The organism is Lysinibacillus xylanilyticus, from assembly GCF_001183605.1.
GTDB lineage: Bacteria > Bacillota > Bacilli > Bacillales_A > Planococcaceae > Lysinibacillus > Lysinibacillus xylanilyticus.
In genome coordinates this window covers 288,372-304,691 of sequence record NZ_LFXJ01000005.1, presented here as the reverse complement: position 1 = coordinate 304,691, position 16,320 = coordinate 288,372, and the positions used below count along the sequence as shown (strand labels likewise).

Sequence of the window (16,320 nt, the reverse complement as noted above, 5' to 3'; positions counted from 1 at the left end):
CTTTGACATCTGAATCATCGTCGTTTATCTCCTAATTTCTAAATATTTTCTTCATTTAAACAAATTTCTATAAATTCAAAAAGACCCTTTGCATCAATTGTTCGATCTCCCCAATCATGCCAAAAATACAACACCTGACCGACTACTCCTTCTTCTGTTGGATCTGTATCAAGACAAAGATAATCGCCTCCACCATTTTCAGCAATCGGAATCCATTTTTCATTCCAAAGCGTTGGTTTAACCTCAACACCATACTCTATATCTGGAAGCAAATCATCTGGATCAAACTCCTCCTGTAGAAACTCCCAATTATCAATAATTTCAGATATAGGAGAAAGGGTTAAATTTCTAACAAAGGGCTGTACTCCTTGTGACCAAACTTGTCCATTAAATATACGATAAAACCTTTTCATCTCTTCAGGAAGAGTAATTCCTAATGTAGTTTCGATTAGTTGAAATTCTTCAACTGTTGCACCTGGTTGAAGGTTTAATAATTCTTTACCATTCATTTCTAACTTCGAATTTTTTTCAATGATACGATTCCATAGAATTTCAACTTCACTTTTCACTTTTTATCCCTCTCATTTTAATATTCTCGTTCTAATTTTCTTGCCTGATGAGTTGCTAAATCCGCATATCTTGTGGGGATCGGTAAACGGCTATCTTTTTCAATAAAATGCATCGTTATATTAGTTGCCGTATCTAAATCAATCTCGTTACCACACGAAACAAATATCGGTTTAACATCCTTTCTACTTCTTAGAGCACGACCATACACTACCCCATCAACCACAATATCAGTAAACGCTCCAGCTATATTTTCCGGCATTATAAAATCTGTGTTCTCTATTTTATAATAAGTTTTGGCAACACCAATTGTAGGTTTTTCCAAGAAGAATGAGGCATGTGTAGCAATGCCCATATGACGACTATGCAAATACCCATTTCCATCAAACATATAAAGGTCTGGATTCGTTCTCAACTTTTTAACAGCCTCTAATACAAGAGGCAATTCACGAAAGGCTAAAAACCCTGAAATATATGGAATTGTAATTTCATTTATGTACTCAATTTGTTCAACTATTTTTTTGGAGTTAAAATCAATAACTTGAATGCAACAAGCTCCATATTCTTTATTATTTTCACCCCAATAGGCAATATCTACTCCTGCAACGAGTTTAATTTGATCAGCTGAAAAATTGTTTTGTAGTGAAATATGCTTCCTTAATTCATTTTGTTGCGATGTATAATTCAAGATCATTTCTTCCATTTCCACGAAGATATCATCTCCTCTCTATACAAATATACTATCACGATACATAAATAACCATATTTGTTAAGGTAAATATCACGATACAAAGAAAAAAATCCAATCTATACACGTGCTGTGAATGATTAGGAGGTACGAAGTAAGTTGGCCTTCTATGATACACATCGAAGTCATATGATGGTGAAAAGTATCTTCGTATTCACGCTAAGCGCATTTAATGAATAAAATCAAAGAGGCATCTCAACTAATGAGTTGCCTCTTTCTAAGTTTCAAAATATAATATTGATGCTCCATCTATTGCTTATAAAGCATATAAGTTTTATCATAACAATCGACGTACTGCACACGCTCTATTTCCCCTGCTAATGTATAATAAAATATCAATTGTTCATAAATCATCTCGGTTAAAAAAGCGGTTTTCTTTGCGTCATGACTAAATGGTATAAGCTTAAATTTATATAAAGCTCCATACATCTTAGGAACCGTTAGATAAAGGTCTTTATTTTTAGTAGTAATGGTAAGTACTTTCTCTTCATTTTCTATTACATATTGCCCCACGATAGATTCCTTATTTGTGAATGCTATCGGAACTGCAGGTGCCGGTGAAGATACATTTTTATCAAAAACGGTTTTTGCAATCTCTCTACTTAAATGCATGACAGGTGTAACATTCATATTACTTAAAAAGATAATCGTAACTTGATCGTCAACAAATCTAAGAAAATCACTTGAAAAACCGCTAATATCTCCAAAATGATGCATACATTTTTTCCCCATTACTTCAGAGACCATCCAGCCACATGCGTAGGACCCAAGATTTGGAGTCAACATTTTCTCTGTTAATTCCTTAGAAAGTATGTTGGAGAATTTTAATGCCTGATCCCAAATAAAAAGGTCTTCTGTTGTAGAATATAACCCGTAGGAACCCAATGGAAATGACATATCCGCATATGCTGAATGAATGGGTTCTTCCCAAAATGAATAACCAGATGCTAAACCCGGAATCACCTTTATTCCATCGTCACAGCCTGTATGATACATACCTAACGGATGGCATATAAACTGCTTGATGTAATCTGCATATGACATGTCTGAAACTTTTTCAATAATGGCCGTTAACAACGCATACGCTGAATTTGAATAGCCAAATTCACTACCAGGTTCAAACTCTAATTCCCTTCCCTTAAAGGAATCAATTAGCTGATCTAATGTGGATGGCAGCCTCATTGTGCGAAACCAAAAATCAGGGGCATTTGTATAATTAGGTATTCCGGAACTATTAGTTAAGCAATGATAGATTGTTATTTGTTGACCATTCGGATAATCATGTAGATATTTTCCTACATAATCGTCAATATTCAATTTTTGCTTTTCATGCAATTGAAAAATAGCCAACGCTGTAAATGCTTTCGTTAATGACCCTATACGAAATTTAGTTGTTGGCACATTTGGAACGTTATGCTCACAATTCGCCATACCAAATCCCCTGTTTAAAAGAATATTCTCATTCGATGCAATTAATATAGTACCATTCAAATAACCGTTTCGATTATAAGAATCTACCCAATTATTTAACCGTTCCTCCAAAAGCATGTGAGTTTCTCCTTCTATCTTTATATTAGGTTTTCCTTACCTGATGAGTCGCCTAAACCGCTTGGAATTAAAAAGACTATCCTTTTTAATCAGTTTCATCGTTATGTTGAAGATATTCCCCTCCCCTATACAAATAAACTCCAAAGCAAAACCTCCCAATTCATCCTCATACTGTGAATTCTGCACAATACAAAAGATTAGGAGGTTTATAAATGGTTCATATCTTTACTTCTATTCATCTATTATCCTCTACTATGAGTTGGCCTTCTATGATACGTATCGTAATCATAGAAATGAGTATGATTCCCTTCAACAACCTTAATTCGTATCGACATTCCTTCTCCTACATTGGTATTGATAGAAAACTGGCCATTAAAGGCTTGTACCCTCTCTTGCATCCCCCTGATTCCCATTGAATCAGAAACAATAATGTCATCCATTTTACATCCTACACCATCATCAGAATAATTGATTTCAAAACCATCTTCTGTTTCCAATAGATGAATTTCGACAGTATTGGCATGTGAATGCTTTAAGGCATTGTTCATTAACTCTTGAAAAAGCCGATATATTATCAAGTTTAATCGCTCATCCTCTAAATAAAGACGATCAATTGTATAAATTAAAACAAAATCAGCACGCTTATGAACTTTTTGAATAAACTTCTCAAGCGCTGCATTTAAGCCTAGTGTATCTAATAATGGCGGCTTCAAATTTTCACAGTAGCCTCTTAAATCTTTCAATGATGCAATCATATGATCATGAATCTTAGTAAGGTTCATATGAATATCCGTTGTCCTCTTCGTATGAATAAATACATCCATTTCTCGAGCAATATGTAGCTGCTCTTGTAAAACCGTATCATGAAGCTCTTGAGCTAATTGATATTTTTCTTGTTCAAATCGTAGCCAAAGAAGCTTATTGAGCCATGGTAGCTGACTTTTATCAGCCTCTTTCATATGCTTTAACTGTTCTAATAGATCTTCCACCATTTTCGTATTTTCTATAAAATTGTTTAAATATAAAAGTAATAATTCAAGCCACAATAACTCCTCTTCCTTTAGGTAAATAGATTTATTATGGTCTACGATTAATATTCTTTTATAATTTACATCTTGGTGGATAAAAGCTATATAAAAATGCTCCGTTTTCTTTATATCCCCCAGACTGAGGTTCTCAAGTAATATTTCGTTAATTTGATTTTGAGTATATTCTTTCGATGGGCTTGTGGAAGTCATTTGATGTGTTTGTAAATCATAGGTTAATACGTTTACATGTTTGATCTCAAGGTGTGTAGCAATTTCTTGAACAAACTTCTCAAGTAAGTCCTCAATCTTCACGACCCTTCCAATACTTTCAACGGTCGTATACAATCGATGGATATAATCCCCTTTTGTTGAAAACAAAATTTTTCGCTTATGATAATCTATTTTCTCTTTTATATAAAAAAGTGCTATTAAAGAAAAGAAAGTAAAAAAGAAGATTTCCGTCATTCTTGAAAAAGATAAATCAGTAAGCCAATAAAGACCCATTAACAGCCAGATTGTAAAAACAAATGAAAAATTAAAATAATGGCGCAAACGGGTAATAAAGTATTCCATATCAAATATACGTTCAGTGAGTTGTGTACAGATAAAGCTGTATGGTATAAGCATTAAGAAGAAAGAGCATACTTCACCAGTGAGTATGTGCATTTGGAAAATGATTTCCGGCAAAGCAAACAAAAACAGAAAAGGTAAAAATGGGATTATAATACTTAACAAAACCACTTTCAATTGAGGGGTTTTATATTTTAAATAGCCTATCCCTAAAACACCAAAAATTATTACTAATAAAATAAAAAATAACCACAGAGTAATATTAGAAAATAAAGGGTTCAAAGACGGATAGACGATACTAAAGAAGCTAAGAACAGCTATCATTATTGGTACTACATATATTATTTTAATGTTGTAAATTAATAGCCATTTTAAATGTAAAAATAAAAAATAATTTCTTAAAAAGTGAATCAATAGAACAAGACAAAGAATCATGCTAATTCGATTCACGACAGTTCCAACACTATCTAACATTCCAGATGCACCAATACTAACATAAGCCAAAGAAACTGTAAGAATAAACAAAATAAGTAAATTTATCAAACTCGAATTTTCTTGCTTATAATATAAGAAGATAGAAATAACTAGACTTAATAAATAAAAACATGCCGGTAGAATCAATATATAAAAAAGTTGTTCAGGATTGTCCATTACGTCTATTTGTATATGAAGTAACTGATTACCTTGCTTCAACAACGTTAACTCTTTAGCGACCCTAATAATAGGATCATATTTTATATTTTCATTAATATCTTCGCCATCAACTTCTACTATAATATCCCCTGTTGATATTCCTTGCGAATTTGCCCATCCCTTAGAATATGGTTCAATTACTAACCATTGTCCATTCTCTTCTTTTAACTTAATTCCCAAAAAAGGCGTGCTATAAGTAACATAAAGTAAATAGCATCCCAATATGAGATAAGTACTTATAGCAAGCCAAAGCCAGTTATTTTTTAAAGTTTTTAGAACCAAAAGCCACTACTTTCTAAACGTACCTCTTCATCAAAGGATGTGATAATCGCATTTAGTTCAAGTTCTGTAACACCAACTAGAGAAGCTTTTTTTTCTTTTAACAAAGTTATCAACGACGGATTTTGCTCTAAATATTGAATTACGTTAATCATAAAATCGCCTCATTTCATTAGTTTTTTTAGCTACACATTCTGGAATACTTATATTAAGTCCAACCTTAATTTACCAATTATTTACCAAGGAATTAATAACCATATATGTAACTACAACTCCATTATACTATCATTCATCTTTTAATCAACAATATTTTCTATTAAATGCTAAAAAAACAATAGATTATGTAGTGTTTTTCACAAAATGCACCAATTTTCGCAATACTTCATCAAATCGCTATTGTTAACTTCTACCGTTAATATGTTCTACATAAATGGATTAAGAAAATATTCAGAAATATATTTTATCGAATTTAAACTTCTTAATTTTCCTTATAAAATCCTGATAATTATTATTTAAAGTTTCATTAACAAAGTTTTTTCAACAGTAGCATTTGTTGAAAGAACAAAATAACAATGAAAAAGGATGATTATATGAAGCAAAAGCTTTCACCTATATCTGCCAAGGAGCGGATTGAAACACTCGATGTATTGAGGGGGTTCGCATTATTTGGAATCATATTAGCAAATATTGTTTGGTTCCTTTATCCGGCCTATATGCAGGAAGATCTAAGTTTTAAAAATGAATGGACTTCTTTTTGGAATCAAGCAGATTATACAGTTCATACTATTCTTTCAATGTTTGTCGATGGGAAATTTGTTATGCTGTTTTCTATGCTGTTCGGTTTTGGAATGGTCATTATGCAGGAAAGAGCCGCCGCAAAGCAACTAAACTTTTGGGGAATTTATTCTAGAAGACTGATTGCGTTATTTATTTTTGGTTGTATCCATGCTTATTTCATTTGGTTCGGTGATATTTTAACAGACTATGCAATCTTAGGATTATTACTCCTTTTCATGCATAAGTTAAAAGCTAATGCTATGTTAATCATTAGCGTAACTTTATATAGCTTATATTTTGGATTTTTAACATTAGGAGCTCTATCCTCCGATTCTACGATGATGTCAATGACAATGTCTGAGGAAAGTCGTCAGCTCATGCAATTTACGATAGATACCCATCAAAATGGAAGTATTCAAGAATTAATGAATGCTAATTTTATGGAAAGAACTTTTTATACAATGCGAACTGGGTTATATGTCCTTTCTCTAGGCAACCCTATATTTTATTTATTTACAAATCTTCCGTACTTATTAATGTTCTTATTCGGAGCAGCTGTGGCAAAGAAAAAATGGATTCACCGTTTTGAGGAATATAGAAAAGGCTTTTTCATTACGTGGTTGCTAACATTTATTTTTGGTGGAACATTGTGCTGGATCTTACCTTTACTTTCAGAAAATTTTTTAGCTGTTCAATATATTAGCTCACCACTCCTCACAATCTTTTATGCTATTAGCTTGATCTTTATTTATCACACGGTGAAAGGGAAGAAAGTTTTACAGTGGTTAGCGTTCCCTGGCAGAATGGCATTCACAAACTATATCGGCCATTCTATCATTTGTACATTTTTATTTGGACCATTTGCTTTCGGCGTATATGGAAAACTTCACTTAACGACAGCCATCATCATCGCCATTGTCATTTTTGTCTTCCAAATCATTATTAGTAAGCTATGGATATCCAAATTCCGCTTCGGACCATTAGAATATGTTTGGAGGTCATTCACATATTTAGGTATCCAAAAATAATATTTGGTTATTTAACATAACGGAAATTCACTTGATTTGTAGACTATCTATTTACAAATTCTCTAGTAAACACGAACGATTCCAGATTTAACATATTGCTTCTAATATAATAAAAAAAGAGCAAGTATATAGGTAGTGACCCTTAAAGTTAGATTTTTAACTCTAACTTTTGGGGTGCAGCACCATACTTGCTCTTTTTCTGTTCACTACTTATTAAGAATACAACATACATTTATGAAGAAGATATTACCTTTGCTGTATTGGCTAGTGTAAGAATTTCTTTTCAAAGAAATCTAACTGATATTCTAAAGTTTTTGCATCATTAAAGTAAAATGTGTTCGCATTCACTTCATATAAATGACCATCTTTTACAGCTTTTATATCTTTAAACCATGCTGTATTTGTAAATGAAGAATCTTGGTCTTCTGGTACACTTAAAATGATATAGTCACCTGCATATTCGCCTAATACTTCTTGTGAAATTGCATAATAGCCTGGCTCTAAGGCCACTTCCTTCACTTTTTCTGGCATTTTTAAGCCCATTTCTTGATATAAAATTTCTGTTCCACGGGCCCAGTTATCTCCGAAAACATACAATTGTTTATCAAAACTTTCTGCAACAGTAACTGTGGCATCCTCACCAATTTTTTCTTTAATTTTCTTCCCTACTTCTGAAGCACGTACTTTAAAATCCTCTACCCATTTTGTTGCTTCTTTTTCTTTATTGACAGCTTTTCCAATTTCGATAAATTGTTGTAAATAATCTACTTTACCGTATGTAAACAATACAGTTGGTGCGATTTCAGCTAATTTGTCTCCATTTTCAATATTATTTAACCCAATAATTAAATCTGGATCAAGTTCAATAATTTTTTCAATATCCGTATTTTCAACTACTTTCGCATTTTTAAGGCCATCATCGAAGTTTGGATTATTTGCCTCCCATGCATCAACACCCACAACATTAACGCCGAGCTGCAACAAATCACCAGCATAAGAGGATAATACTACTACACGCTTTGGATGAGCTGGTACTTCGATCGGGCCAGTTTCTGATTGATAGGTAATCGTTTCCGCTGAAGAAGCTTCTTTTGTACCCTCATTATCTTTCTTCGAATTGTCTTCCTTATTGCCACACGCTGCAAGCACTAGTATGAGCACCATCAACATCGGTAATAACCATTTTTTCATTGTCAAAATCCCCTTTTAATAATGTTCTATGTAATGCATATTGGTTTATTGGTACGTGAATTCTTGCCTATAATGCATCAATATGAAAATCGATTGCGAATAAAGTATATTTTCCGTTCCAATCAATTTAGCTTGTAAAAAACGTGACCTCACTTTCCAAGATAATCATCAGATAACGATAATGATAATCATTATCACTAAAGTTAGTCTAGTTATTCGAAAAGGTTTTGTCAAATACTTTTTTAAGATGTTTCACTAATATTTTATATCGTCCCTAACATCTAACGTAATCAGAAGCTATCATTATTAGCATCATGTGACAACAAACAAAAAATCAACTTATTGCCCCAAGTAAGTGCCCTGAGTCTATAAACAAAAGTACCCTATAGGATAGACTTTTTTCAAAGTGACTATCTAATAGGGTACAGTTTATTTTTGTAATTAGCTTTTATCAAAATAAAAGTCATCCAGCTATCTAGCGACTTTAAAGTATTCAGTGCCTTTGCACCTTACAAAAAGCATATATATATATTCATATCCAATAAGACAAAAATTGGTAAGTTCGTCATATTAAGTCTCAATCTATACCTATATACTCAGGTTGCATTCCCAACTTTCTCAAAAGATAATCCTTTAATTTGATTATTTTCAATAAAGTCAATAAACTTTTGAGTACAGTAATAAAAATTGATTTTAACATCTCTAAACAGGATTTCATTTGATATTTCGTTTAACTTAAACTTAATTTCCTTGTTTCTTATCATACTAAGAGATTGTTGAGTATCTAAACCATCAAAATCAATAGCAGGAATGACTTTAAGCACATTTATATATATGAAATCCTCCGGAATATCTTTTATCCTTACTGGAAACATTTCAATCTCATTTGGAAGTAATTTCTTTAATTGATTTTCAAATTTCTTTTTCAAAATTAAAGTAGAGCCAAAACAACGTGAATCAAAATCTAAAAGCTCATTTTTTTGTAATTTATCCTTTGATATAGCAAAAATATCTTTTTTCCATTCTAAAGTAATTTTCTGACCTTTAAAAGTTGAAAAAAGTCTCACTTCTTTTTCATCAAGAAAAGTCAAATCAAAATAGTCAAAATCATTTCCTATTTTAAATATATCCATACAAATCTCCCACCTTATTTCATTACTATATTTTTCTATTAAATAATAAATCATTTCGTATTAATTCTAGTTCACCTCTACTAAATCTTATCCGCCTAACATTTCAGCGCTTCTAACCTTTGAGCAACATTTTCAAAATATTCTTTGGTATGAATCACTTTATGATAAGCACCTGGTTGTAAACTATTTGGATCCATATGTTTTAAATAAATTCCATTATGTGCACTATTGACATCAATATCTACTCTTTTCAGTACTTCTCTTGCCCTCTGAGCAGCTTGATTTGAATGATCACCCGCATATTTTCTGCTTTTTTTGTTATTCTTTATTCTGCTTCATCAGTATAGATAGAACATTCATTGAAAATTAATGCATCACATTCAAGTTCAATGCTCCAATTAGAACCCTGTTGAGAAATAATAAACGATTCTATATTTTTGACAATAGTTAATTTTCCATATCTAGCATTTTTCCAGTTTTTTAGACTAGCTGAATCTCGACACAATCCATTTAATTTAATTACTATAACATTATAGTCGACACCCCAATTACCCCATTTAGCAACTTCTATTGCGGGTTTTTGTTTCGTATGAATATTTACGGACATTCTCCCTTCAATATCGAAACCAATTTGCCCTATATAAACAGGTTCTGTTAATCCATTAGGAAACAATCTCTTTAGAAAAACATTAGTATTAATTAACTCTAGTATATCCATTTAATTACCCCCAAAATTGTAATGACCGTGAGTGCCACCAACTGAACCTGTATTCAAATTATCTGGAGGTCTAACATTAAAATGGGGTTCTAGCCCATGCCCAGGTGGCAGTATGAATGTCTTCAGATAAATGAACTATTGCCTTGTTTTAGGAACCAAGCCATTCCGATGAAACAGGGTAGTAAATAAACGGGACAAGGCAGTTCCTTTCTAACAAAAACACATATAAAAAAGCTTAAAATGGCTTCTTTATATGTGTTTTTAAAATCATCTCTGTTGTTATTTGTGCCTAAAGTTTTAAATAACGGAAATCAAAATCAATATCATTTCCATCCAACAAAGCTGCTTTATACTCTATTTCTTCCTTAGAACTATCAAAAGTAACTTCTGTGTACAATTTCTGGATTTCAATTATCTCATTTAATAAATAGTCATTGAAATCTTTATATACTATAGCCCCTTTAATAGGATCATGAGAAAACAAATATATCTCTCCAGTTTCTCTTTTAAAACAAATAGGATCATTGCTAGGACTTTCAGAAAAAACAATATATTTATCTGTTTCTTCCTGTTGAAAGTGTAATGATACAAACTCCCAAATAGAATTTGTCAATACTTCCCACTCATCAATTTTCTTAAGGTTGTACATGAAATCAAAACTTTCAATACCACCAAAATTTATGAAATAGTCTTTCGTTTGTGAGGGAATTATCCAATCTAGATATTTCTCTATCTTTTGAAAAACTTTTTCACATTCTAATGAAATCACTTCTACATCATGATCCTCAAGAAAGGATGTTAGGTTTTCAATCCAATTGTCTTCTCCTATCTGTCTAATTGGTACCATCATAAGCATCCCCATACGATTCGAAATTTTCAGCTAACCAAAACCAATGTTCACCTTTACTAGAGTATAAATTTTCTAACAGTTCCGTAAAGCTTTTAGCAATAATCTGACTATCCCCTGGCGTTGCATGGGTTTCCAAGAAACTATCATAGTAATAACCAAAATGAGACTCACTAAGATCGATACTAATGTATTGGTTTATTTGTTCAGATTCAGCAATAAGATACCACTCATTACTTATATCCCCTTCAAGTTCCTCCCAAATAATATCATCCTCTGGGTAAAGCCTTCTACTAGTTGGTATAAACTCATTTGAAGAAACTATTTTTATTCCATAAGGCTTATCTAAATACATTTGTAAGGAGTCATAATTGCTAAAAAAATAATGCAAATCTTTTGGAAGAGCTAAATCACTTGTGAAATCTGTGATTCTTTTCAAAAGTCTACAATTACTATCCTGTTCAATTTTTTTAATAATCTCTATTATCCTCATACTTACTCCTTTAAACTCATATTTACTTGAATTTAGCATTTATGTACGTTACATCTAACAACTCTTATGCTTTCTTAGCTATTATTTTATCTCATTTTCCGTGCTTTTCCAATTGTTCCCTTAAGTCACTTCTGAATTCGTCAAAACCATAGTTAAACCCTATCAAAAAGGTAAATAAATTAAAAGAAAGAGTAGCAATAAATCCAATTCTACGGATTTATGCTACTCTTTTAGTTAGGTTGAAACAAATGTTTTTTTGCAAGTGAGAAAATTCTTAATTAACAAAGAGATATACGATCTGTAAAATGTTATCACATATTATCAAACGAGTACTACGGTGTCTGTTTTATTATCACTAAGTTTCTACTTCCACTCAGAATTCAATTTTACGAATTATTTTAAATCAACAATTTCCTGAATACGTACATTTCCTTCTTTAGCTAACAGAACACCTTTAATTTTTTCTTTTCTGCAAGCATCCAGGAAAACTTCATCTACAATTATCTCTTCTTTTGATTCTTTCATTCTTACTACATGATATCCATTAAGGGATTCATTACCCCCTAGCGTTTAACTAGAAAAATAGTTATTACTTAGTTTTAAAAAACACTTTTTCTGAGTAATAATCTCTACATTATTATGGTTTATACACATCAGCTTCATTTGAAGGAACAAAGGCAATACCTTTCAATTTAAGTTTTTCAGCTTCTTTTTTAAATTCTTCTGAACAAAACATTACCCTGAAAAGTCTAATATTATTTATTTGAAACACTTCAGGAAGAATAGTTGTACTTTCTAATTGTAAATCCCATATTTTCTTTATACGTCCATTTTGCTTATAGAATTCAATATTTGATTTCTCCATATCTATCATATCTTCTAACTTATCATAGAACCGTACAAAAAATATTCCTTTGAAGATATACTTTCTTTATGTTTGTTCACCATATATAAGTTAGTGTATTGAAAATTATCAATTCCAAATTTCTTTAATAGGTTTAGAAATTCTAACGATACAAAAAATCCACCATCCTGCCATCGTAAATCAAAATCATATCTTCTATCTTTTGAAACAAACCATATTTCCTCCGGCAACTCTGTCATAATATTTTTTGTGGTTCTCCATTCCCCATCATCAGACTCTCTTGGTTCAAAAGGATCTTTTTCAAAGAATTCTGTATGCATTATACCCTCAAGTAAATTAGGACAAAATATACCTTCTTTTTTAAAAATCGCAAATGTATTTCCCATATTAAAATATCATTCCCTTCTTTAAGATAATCTACCACATGCTGATTAAGTTTTTATTTTTCCAGAAATTATTTTCTTTCTCAGACTACTTTGTAGAGATTCCGTATATTGTTTTGCTTGTTTCGCATCTATTTGTCCATTATTATACATTTCTTTTATATTTTAGTTCTCTAAGCTTTCCATACATATCCAGCTCCGTTGACCATACAAGCTTGCCTTGACTGTCATAGGCAAGCTTGGAACACCTAGATAGTTAGAATTAAAGTCGACAACAAGGGTATTGCATATCAATTTATTTTACAATGGAGATTTTTTCAGGGTTACGTATTGGAATTTTAATTTTAATACCCTTTGTACTTGTTACTTGAATAGAATCATTTTCTAATTCCGCTTCTATAAAAGGATTACTATTATCTAAAAATAAGAACCAAATTAAATTTCCTGTTTTATCATTCAATTGAACAATACCGTCTCCTCCAAAACTACCTTCTCCAATGCTTACAATAAAATCATCTGTTTCATACTTTTTCAATATATCAAAATGACATACGGAATCTCCATCATTGTACTTGAAAAAACTTTCAATAGTCGATTTGCATAACACTCTTATCCATTCGTTGTTATTATCTAAAACTAGTATATCTTCATTAGAAAAGAAAAAAGCATTAATTAATGGACACTCAAAATTTTCAATCAACTTATTTATACTCATAAAATCTCCTTTATTTTTCCAAGGAACTATAGGTTTCTCTTTCAATCCTTTATCAGGAACAACTCCACCTGCTTTTTTGTTCCTTATGTCGTTAAACCGTTCTTTGAATTTCTGTCCCCAAGTCTTCCCTTTTGTAAAATCAGGATGTATGTCTTCTGCTTTTACAACATTAACTTCAAGTTTTTCTATCCCTGCATTTTGAGCAGAGAGTAATCTTCTATTGTCGTAAGATACCAGTTGTCCATCATCTTTGATAACATTTAATGGTGTATACTTAGATGTATCAAATACCCTTACTTCTGATACAGTCTTTTGTGAGAAATTAATGTCATTTGAATTTACAAATATGGTTTCCAACCCAAACACATCAATCCATGTGTTAGGATCTTTCACATATCCGTATAGTGTAGGATTCCCACCAGTCAACCCAATCGGATCGACCTGAGTATATATACCCTCAACTGGTGAGTAGTAACGGAATCGATTATAATATAATCCTGTTTCAACATCTTCATACTGCCCTTGATACCTAAATGGGATAAAATCTTCTACATCTGTAAATTCTTTTACCCTACCGAATATATTAAGCTCAGCTGACCAAACCTTATTACCTTCTTCATCATAGGCTTCAACAGGCGTTCCTAGATAATCACTAATAATACTGTAATTACCTTCATTTGTGATTTTTGCTGAAGGTACGAACCCATCATTAAACACCCATGTAACTAGATTGTCTGGTATTTCGGATTTACTCTGCGAAGAATACTCCTCTAGGTTTTCAAATTTATAAAATTATCCTTCGAGAAATACTCATGCAGGATAGTATTCCCATCCCATACGAATCTCATAGTTCTCTCGTCAGAACTCTTCTCTACTCGTCTACCTAGTGAATCATACTTGAAAGTAACTTCTGCCTTGTCTGGTTTGATGACTTTCGACATCATACCATTGCCATTATATTCGTACTTCCACGTTACACCAGTCTTTTCAACCTTCTGAACCAGATTACCTTCATCATCATAAGTGAATGTTGCCTCTTGCGTTTCAAGCAATCTACTTCCGGCACCATAGACACGATCTGTCTTTTCTTTTCTTTTGTTTCATACAAATTCCCGACATTATTGACACTGCGGTGTAAGAAGTGAAATTGACCTCCCTGATTGGACCAAACGAGGTTACTAAATTCATCATAACCATAGGTCACTTTTACACTTGTTAACCGTTTACCATGCTTCGTAATCGATGATTAACATCCCAATTATACACACGTCTTCGTGTATCTCGATTTTGGCTACTTATTCGATGGTGTGTTGGTCTACCTGTTACGTCAAACTGCCATTTGCTGATGACATCTCCTGGTAAGATTCTCTCAATCTCTTGGCCGAGTTCATTGTACTGCATGGATGCTGTCCAATAGGCTTGCTCTGAGCGAGAAGCCGTGATTTGCGACACATTGCCCATGTCATTACGAACGACATCGATTTTTGCACCTAAGCTACTTGTAATTTGTGAACGATTGCCTAATTCATCATAGGTACTTGCAATCCAATTGTCATTCTGCGATTCTTTGATTACTTGTCCAGATAGTATGGAAAATCATTTCCGGAAATCAAACAAACAAAATTTCATTTAAAACTAAAGAGTAGCATTATAATCCAAATCATTTGGTTTAATGCTACTCCTCAGTTTTTTAGAATATTATCTAAACTAATTTTTAATCCATACCTGCCACATTAAAGTTGTATCTTTCATCTTCGCGTGGATCATTAAAACCTTCAAATTCATTTACTTTATCAAGAGAAAACAAAAAGCCGAAATTTGGATTAGGGTAATCCAATTTCTTTTTACGTGCAAAGCCCTTTATGGATACTAAGTATTTTCCAGAAGGAACATTATATCTAAATCCAGAATATAATGTCTCTCCATCTAACGTTTGGTATGATACTTCATCATTTCCTAAAAATTCATTTTTATCGAATTCATAAAATGAACCAATATCAGCAATCCATAATGTATCTTTAACTTCAATATTGAAGTTATGATATATTAATTTTTCCTCCCATTCATCATCAAACGACTGATTATAGGTATCAAGTTTAATTACATATTCTATTGAGTTTATTGGTAAAAAAGGAATCCAAATACCCTCAGCAAGTAAAGTTAAATAACGATCGTGATTATCCTGAAAATTTTTTAAAAGTTTTTTTGACCTAACTTTTTCTTTCTTTAAAAAATCCTGTAAGACATCTATTGAAAATAAGCAAATTCCATAACTTCCAGTATCTAAAATTCTATCCATAATAATAACTCCTTTTCTTCTATTTGCTGATGACATCTCCTGGTAAGATTCTCTCAATCTCTTGACCGAGTTCATTGTACTCACCCGTAATTTTAGCTGAAGGTACGAATCCATCATTAAATACCCATGTAACTAACTTGTATATGGTATTTCAGATTTGTTCTCTGAAATAAAATAACTTAAAACATATCACCATTTATTATATAAAAAGCCTATTGATTCTTATTATATATGAGTTATTAGTTAATTAATAAAGTATCAAAAGAAAAGGGCAATTGATCCTAATTAATGGGTTTATTGCCACTTCTAAATTAATTTATCCAAATTGAACTTTAAATCATTAGAGGAACATAAAGATAGTTACAAGTATAGGCATCCCACATTTTTTGCTCTTAACATTTTTTATCACATAGCTCTATTTAACTAACTACTTAATAT

Annotated in this window: 16 protein-coding genes and 2 pseudogenes; 1 reads left to right on the top strand and 17 read right to left on the bottom strand. The window is 31.9% G+C overall.

Features of this window, described 5'->3' with window-relative positions; all coding sequences use genetic code 11:
* Positions 1-38 precede the first annotated feature (38 nt).
* The 5 genes from ACZ11_RS04600 to comX all read right to left on the bottom strand — a co-directional run bounded on the left by ACZ11_RS04600 (position 39) and on the right by comX (position 5,588).
* Positions 39-509 (bottom strand): SMI1/KNR4 family protein, encoded by a 471-nt coding sequence (locus ACZ11_RS04600; protein WP_403089276.1) that lies wholly within the window; start codon positions 507-509, stop codon positions 39-41.
* 77 nt (positions 510-586) lie between these two features.
* Positions 587-1,270, bottom strand: a complete 684-nt coding sequence (locus ACZ11_RS04595; protein ID WP_049667049.1) for an endonuclease V — start codon at positions 1,268-1,270, stop codon at positions 587-589.
* Positions 1,271-1,564: 294 nt separating this feature from the next.
* Positions 1,565-2,863, bottom strand: a complete 1,299-nt coding sequence (locus tag ACZ11_RS04590) for a serine hydrolase domain-containing protein (protein WP_049664128.1) — start codon at positions 2,861-2,863, stop codon at positions 1,565-1,567.
* Positions 2,864-3,105: 242 nt separating this feature from the next.
* Positions 3,106-5,334: a sensor histidine kinase gene (locus ACZ11_RS04585; protein ID WP_338048280.1), complete on the bottom strand. Its 2,229-nt coding sequence runs from the start codon at positions 5,332-5,334 to the stop codon at positions 3,106-3,108.
* Positions 5,335-5,426: 92 nt separating this feature from the next.
* The gene (comX, locus tag ACZ11_RS04580) at positions 5,427-5,588 is read right to left on the bottom strand and encodes a competence pheromone ComX (RefSeq protein WP_049664125.1); all 162 of its coding nucleotides are present in this window, start codon (positions 5,586-5,588) and stop codon (positions 5,427-5,429) included.
* 435 nt (positions 5,589-6,023) lie between these two features.
* On the opposite strand from comX, the gene ACZ11_RS04575 reads away from it, so the two are divergent.
* Positions 6,024-7,238, top strand: a complete 1,215-nt coding sequence (locus tag ACZ11_RS04575) for a DUF418 domain-containing protein (protein ID WP_049664124.1) — start codon at positions 6,024-6,026, stop codon at positions 7,236-7,238.
* 264 nt (positions 7,239-7,502) lie between these two features.
* Here ACZ11_RS04575 and ACZ11_RS04570 read toward each other — a convergent pair whose 3' ends face one another.
* From ACZ11_RS04570 to ACZ11_RS04525, 12 genes and pseudogenes are all read right to left on the bottom strand, one after another.
* Positions 7,503-8,429 (bottom strand): iron-hydroxamate ABC transporter substrate-binding protein, encoded by a 927-nt coding sequence (locus ACZ11_RS04570; protein WP_049664123.1) that lies wholly within the window; start codon positions 8,427-8,429, stop codon positions 7,503-7,505.
* Positions 8,430-9,025: 596 nt separating this feature from the next.
* Positions 9,026-9,562, bottom strand: a complete 537-nt coding sequence (locus ACZ11_RS04565; protein ID WP_049664122.1) for a hypothetical protein — start codon at positions 9,560-9,562, stop codon at positions 9,026-9,028.
* A gap of 95 nt (positions 9,563-9,657) precedes the next feature.
* Positions 9,658-9,891, bottom strand: a complete 234-nt coding sequence (locus ACZ11_RS27405; RefSeq protein WP_082172668.1) for an AHH domain-containing protein — start codon at positions 9,889-9,891, stop codon at positions 9,658-9,660.
* A complete protein-coding gene (locus ACZ11_RS04560) occupies positions 9,888-10,280 on the bottom strand; it encodes a hypothetical protein (RefSeq protein WP_049664120.1) in 393 nt (130 codons plus the stop codon). Before ACZ11_RS04560 ends, ACZ11_RS27405 begins: the two co-directional genes overlap by 4 nt.
* Positions 10,281-10,391 carry an HNH/endonuclease VII fold putative polymorphic toxin gene (locus ACZ11_RS27400; protein ID WP_403089273.1) on the bottom strand — a complete coding sequence of 37 codons (111 nt, stop codon included), beginning with the start codon at positions 10,389-10,391 and terminating at the stop codon, positions 10,281-10,283.
* Positions 10,392-10,569: 178 nt separating this feature from the next.
* The gene (locus ACZ11_RS04555) at positions 10,570-11,130 is read right to left on the bottom strand and encodes an SMI1/KNR4 family protein (protein ID WP_134008441.1); all 561 of its coding nucleotides are present in this window, start codon (positions 11,128-11,130) and stop codon (positions 10,570-10,572) included.
* Positions 11,114-11,620 carry an SMI1/KNR4 family protein gene (locus tag ACZ11_RS04550; protein WP_049664118.1) on the bottom strand — a complete coding sequence of 169 codons (507 nt, stop codon included), beginning with the start codon at positions 11,618-11,620 and terminating at the stop codon, positions 11,114-11,116. The genes ACZ11_RS04555 and ACZ11_RS04550 overlap by 17 nt, the downstream gene beginning before the upstream one ends.
* A gap of 393 nt (positions 11,621-12,013) precedes the next feature.
* A pseudogene (locus ACZ11_RS27185) lies at positions 12,014-12,163 on the bottom strand (imm11 family protein); the annotation flags it as partial.
* A gap of 94 nt (positions 12,164-12,257) precedes the next feature.
* Positions 12,258-12,805, bottom strand: a pseudogene (locus ACZ11_RS27395) (Imm43 family immunity protein).
* 358 nt (positions 12,806-13,163) lie between these two features.
* The gene (locus ACZ11_RS04535; RefSeq protein ID WP_049664114.1) at positions 13,164-14,300 is read right to left on the bottom strand and encodes an RHS repeat domain-containing protein; all 1,137 of its coding nucleotides are present in this window, start codon (positions 14,298-14,300) and stop codon (positions 13,164-13,166) included.
* 498 nt (positions 14,301-14,798) lie between these two features.
* Positions 14,799-15,035, bottom strand: a complete 237-nt coding sequence (locus ACZ11_RS25590; protein ID WP_134008438.1) for a hypothetical protein — start codon at positions 15,033-15,035, stop codon at positions 14,799-14,801.
* Between the two features lie 262 nt (positions 15,036-15,297).
* The gene (locus ACZ11_RS04525; protein WP_166672069.1) at positions 15,298-15,882 is read right to left on the bottom strand and encodes a hypothetical protein; all 585 of its coding nucleotides are present in this window, start codon (positions 15,880-15,882) and stop codon (positions 15,298-15,300) included.
* Between the last annotated feature and the right edge of the window lie 438 nt (positions 15,883-16,320).

Excerpts from the sequence above, each read along its gene's own strand:
- ACZ11_RS04555 (WP_134008441.1), bottom strand. The coding sequence starts at position 11,130 with ATGATGGTACCAATTAGACAGATAGGAGAAGACAATTGGATTGAAAAC.
- ACZ11_RS04600 (WP_403089276.1), bottom strand. The coding sequence starts at position 509 with ATGAATGGTAAAGAATTATTAAACCTTCAACCAGGTGCAACAGTTGAA.
- ACZ11_RS04590 (WP_049664128.1), bottom strand. The coding sequence starts at position 2,863 with ATGCTTTTGGAGGAACGGTTAAATAATTGGGTAGATTCTTATAATCGA.
- ACZ11_RS04570 (WP_049664123.1), bottom strand. The coding sequence starts at position 8,429 with ATGAAAAAATGGTTATTACCGATGTTGATGGTGCTCATACTAGTGCTT.
- ACZ11_RS04595 (WP_049667049.1), bottom strand. The coding sequence starts at position 1,270 with ATGGAAGAAATGATCTTGAATTATACATCGCAACAAAATGAATTAAGG.
- ACZ11_RS04575 (WP_049664124.1), top strand. The coding sequence starts at position 6,024 with ATGAAGCAAAAGCTTTCACCTATATCTGCCAAGGAGCGGATTGAAACA.
- ACZ11_RS04560 (WP_049664120.1), bottom strand. The coding sequence starts at position 10,280 with ATGGATATACTAGAGTTAATTAATACTAATGTTTTTCTAAAGAGATTG.
- comX (WP_049664125.1), bottom strand. The coding sequence starts at position 5,588 with ATGATTAACGTAATTCAATATTTAGAGCAAAATCCGTCGTTGATAACT.
- ACZ11_RS04525 (WP_166672069.1), bottom strand. The coding sequence starts at position 15,882 with ATGGATAGAATTTTAGATACTGGAAGTTATGGAATTTGCTTATTTTCA.
- ACZ11_RS04550 (WP_049664118.1), bottom strand. The coding sequence starts at position 11,620 with ATGAGGATAATAGAGATTATTAAAAAAATTGAACAGGATAGTAATTGT.
- ACZ11_RS04565 (WP_049664122.1), bottom strand. The coding sequence starts at position 9,562 with ATGGATATATTTAAAATAGGAAATGATTTTGACTATTTTGATTTGACT.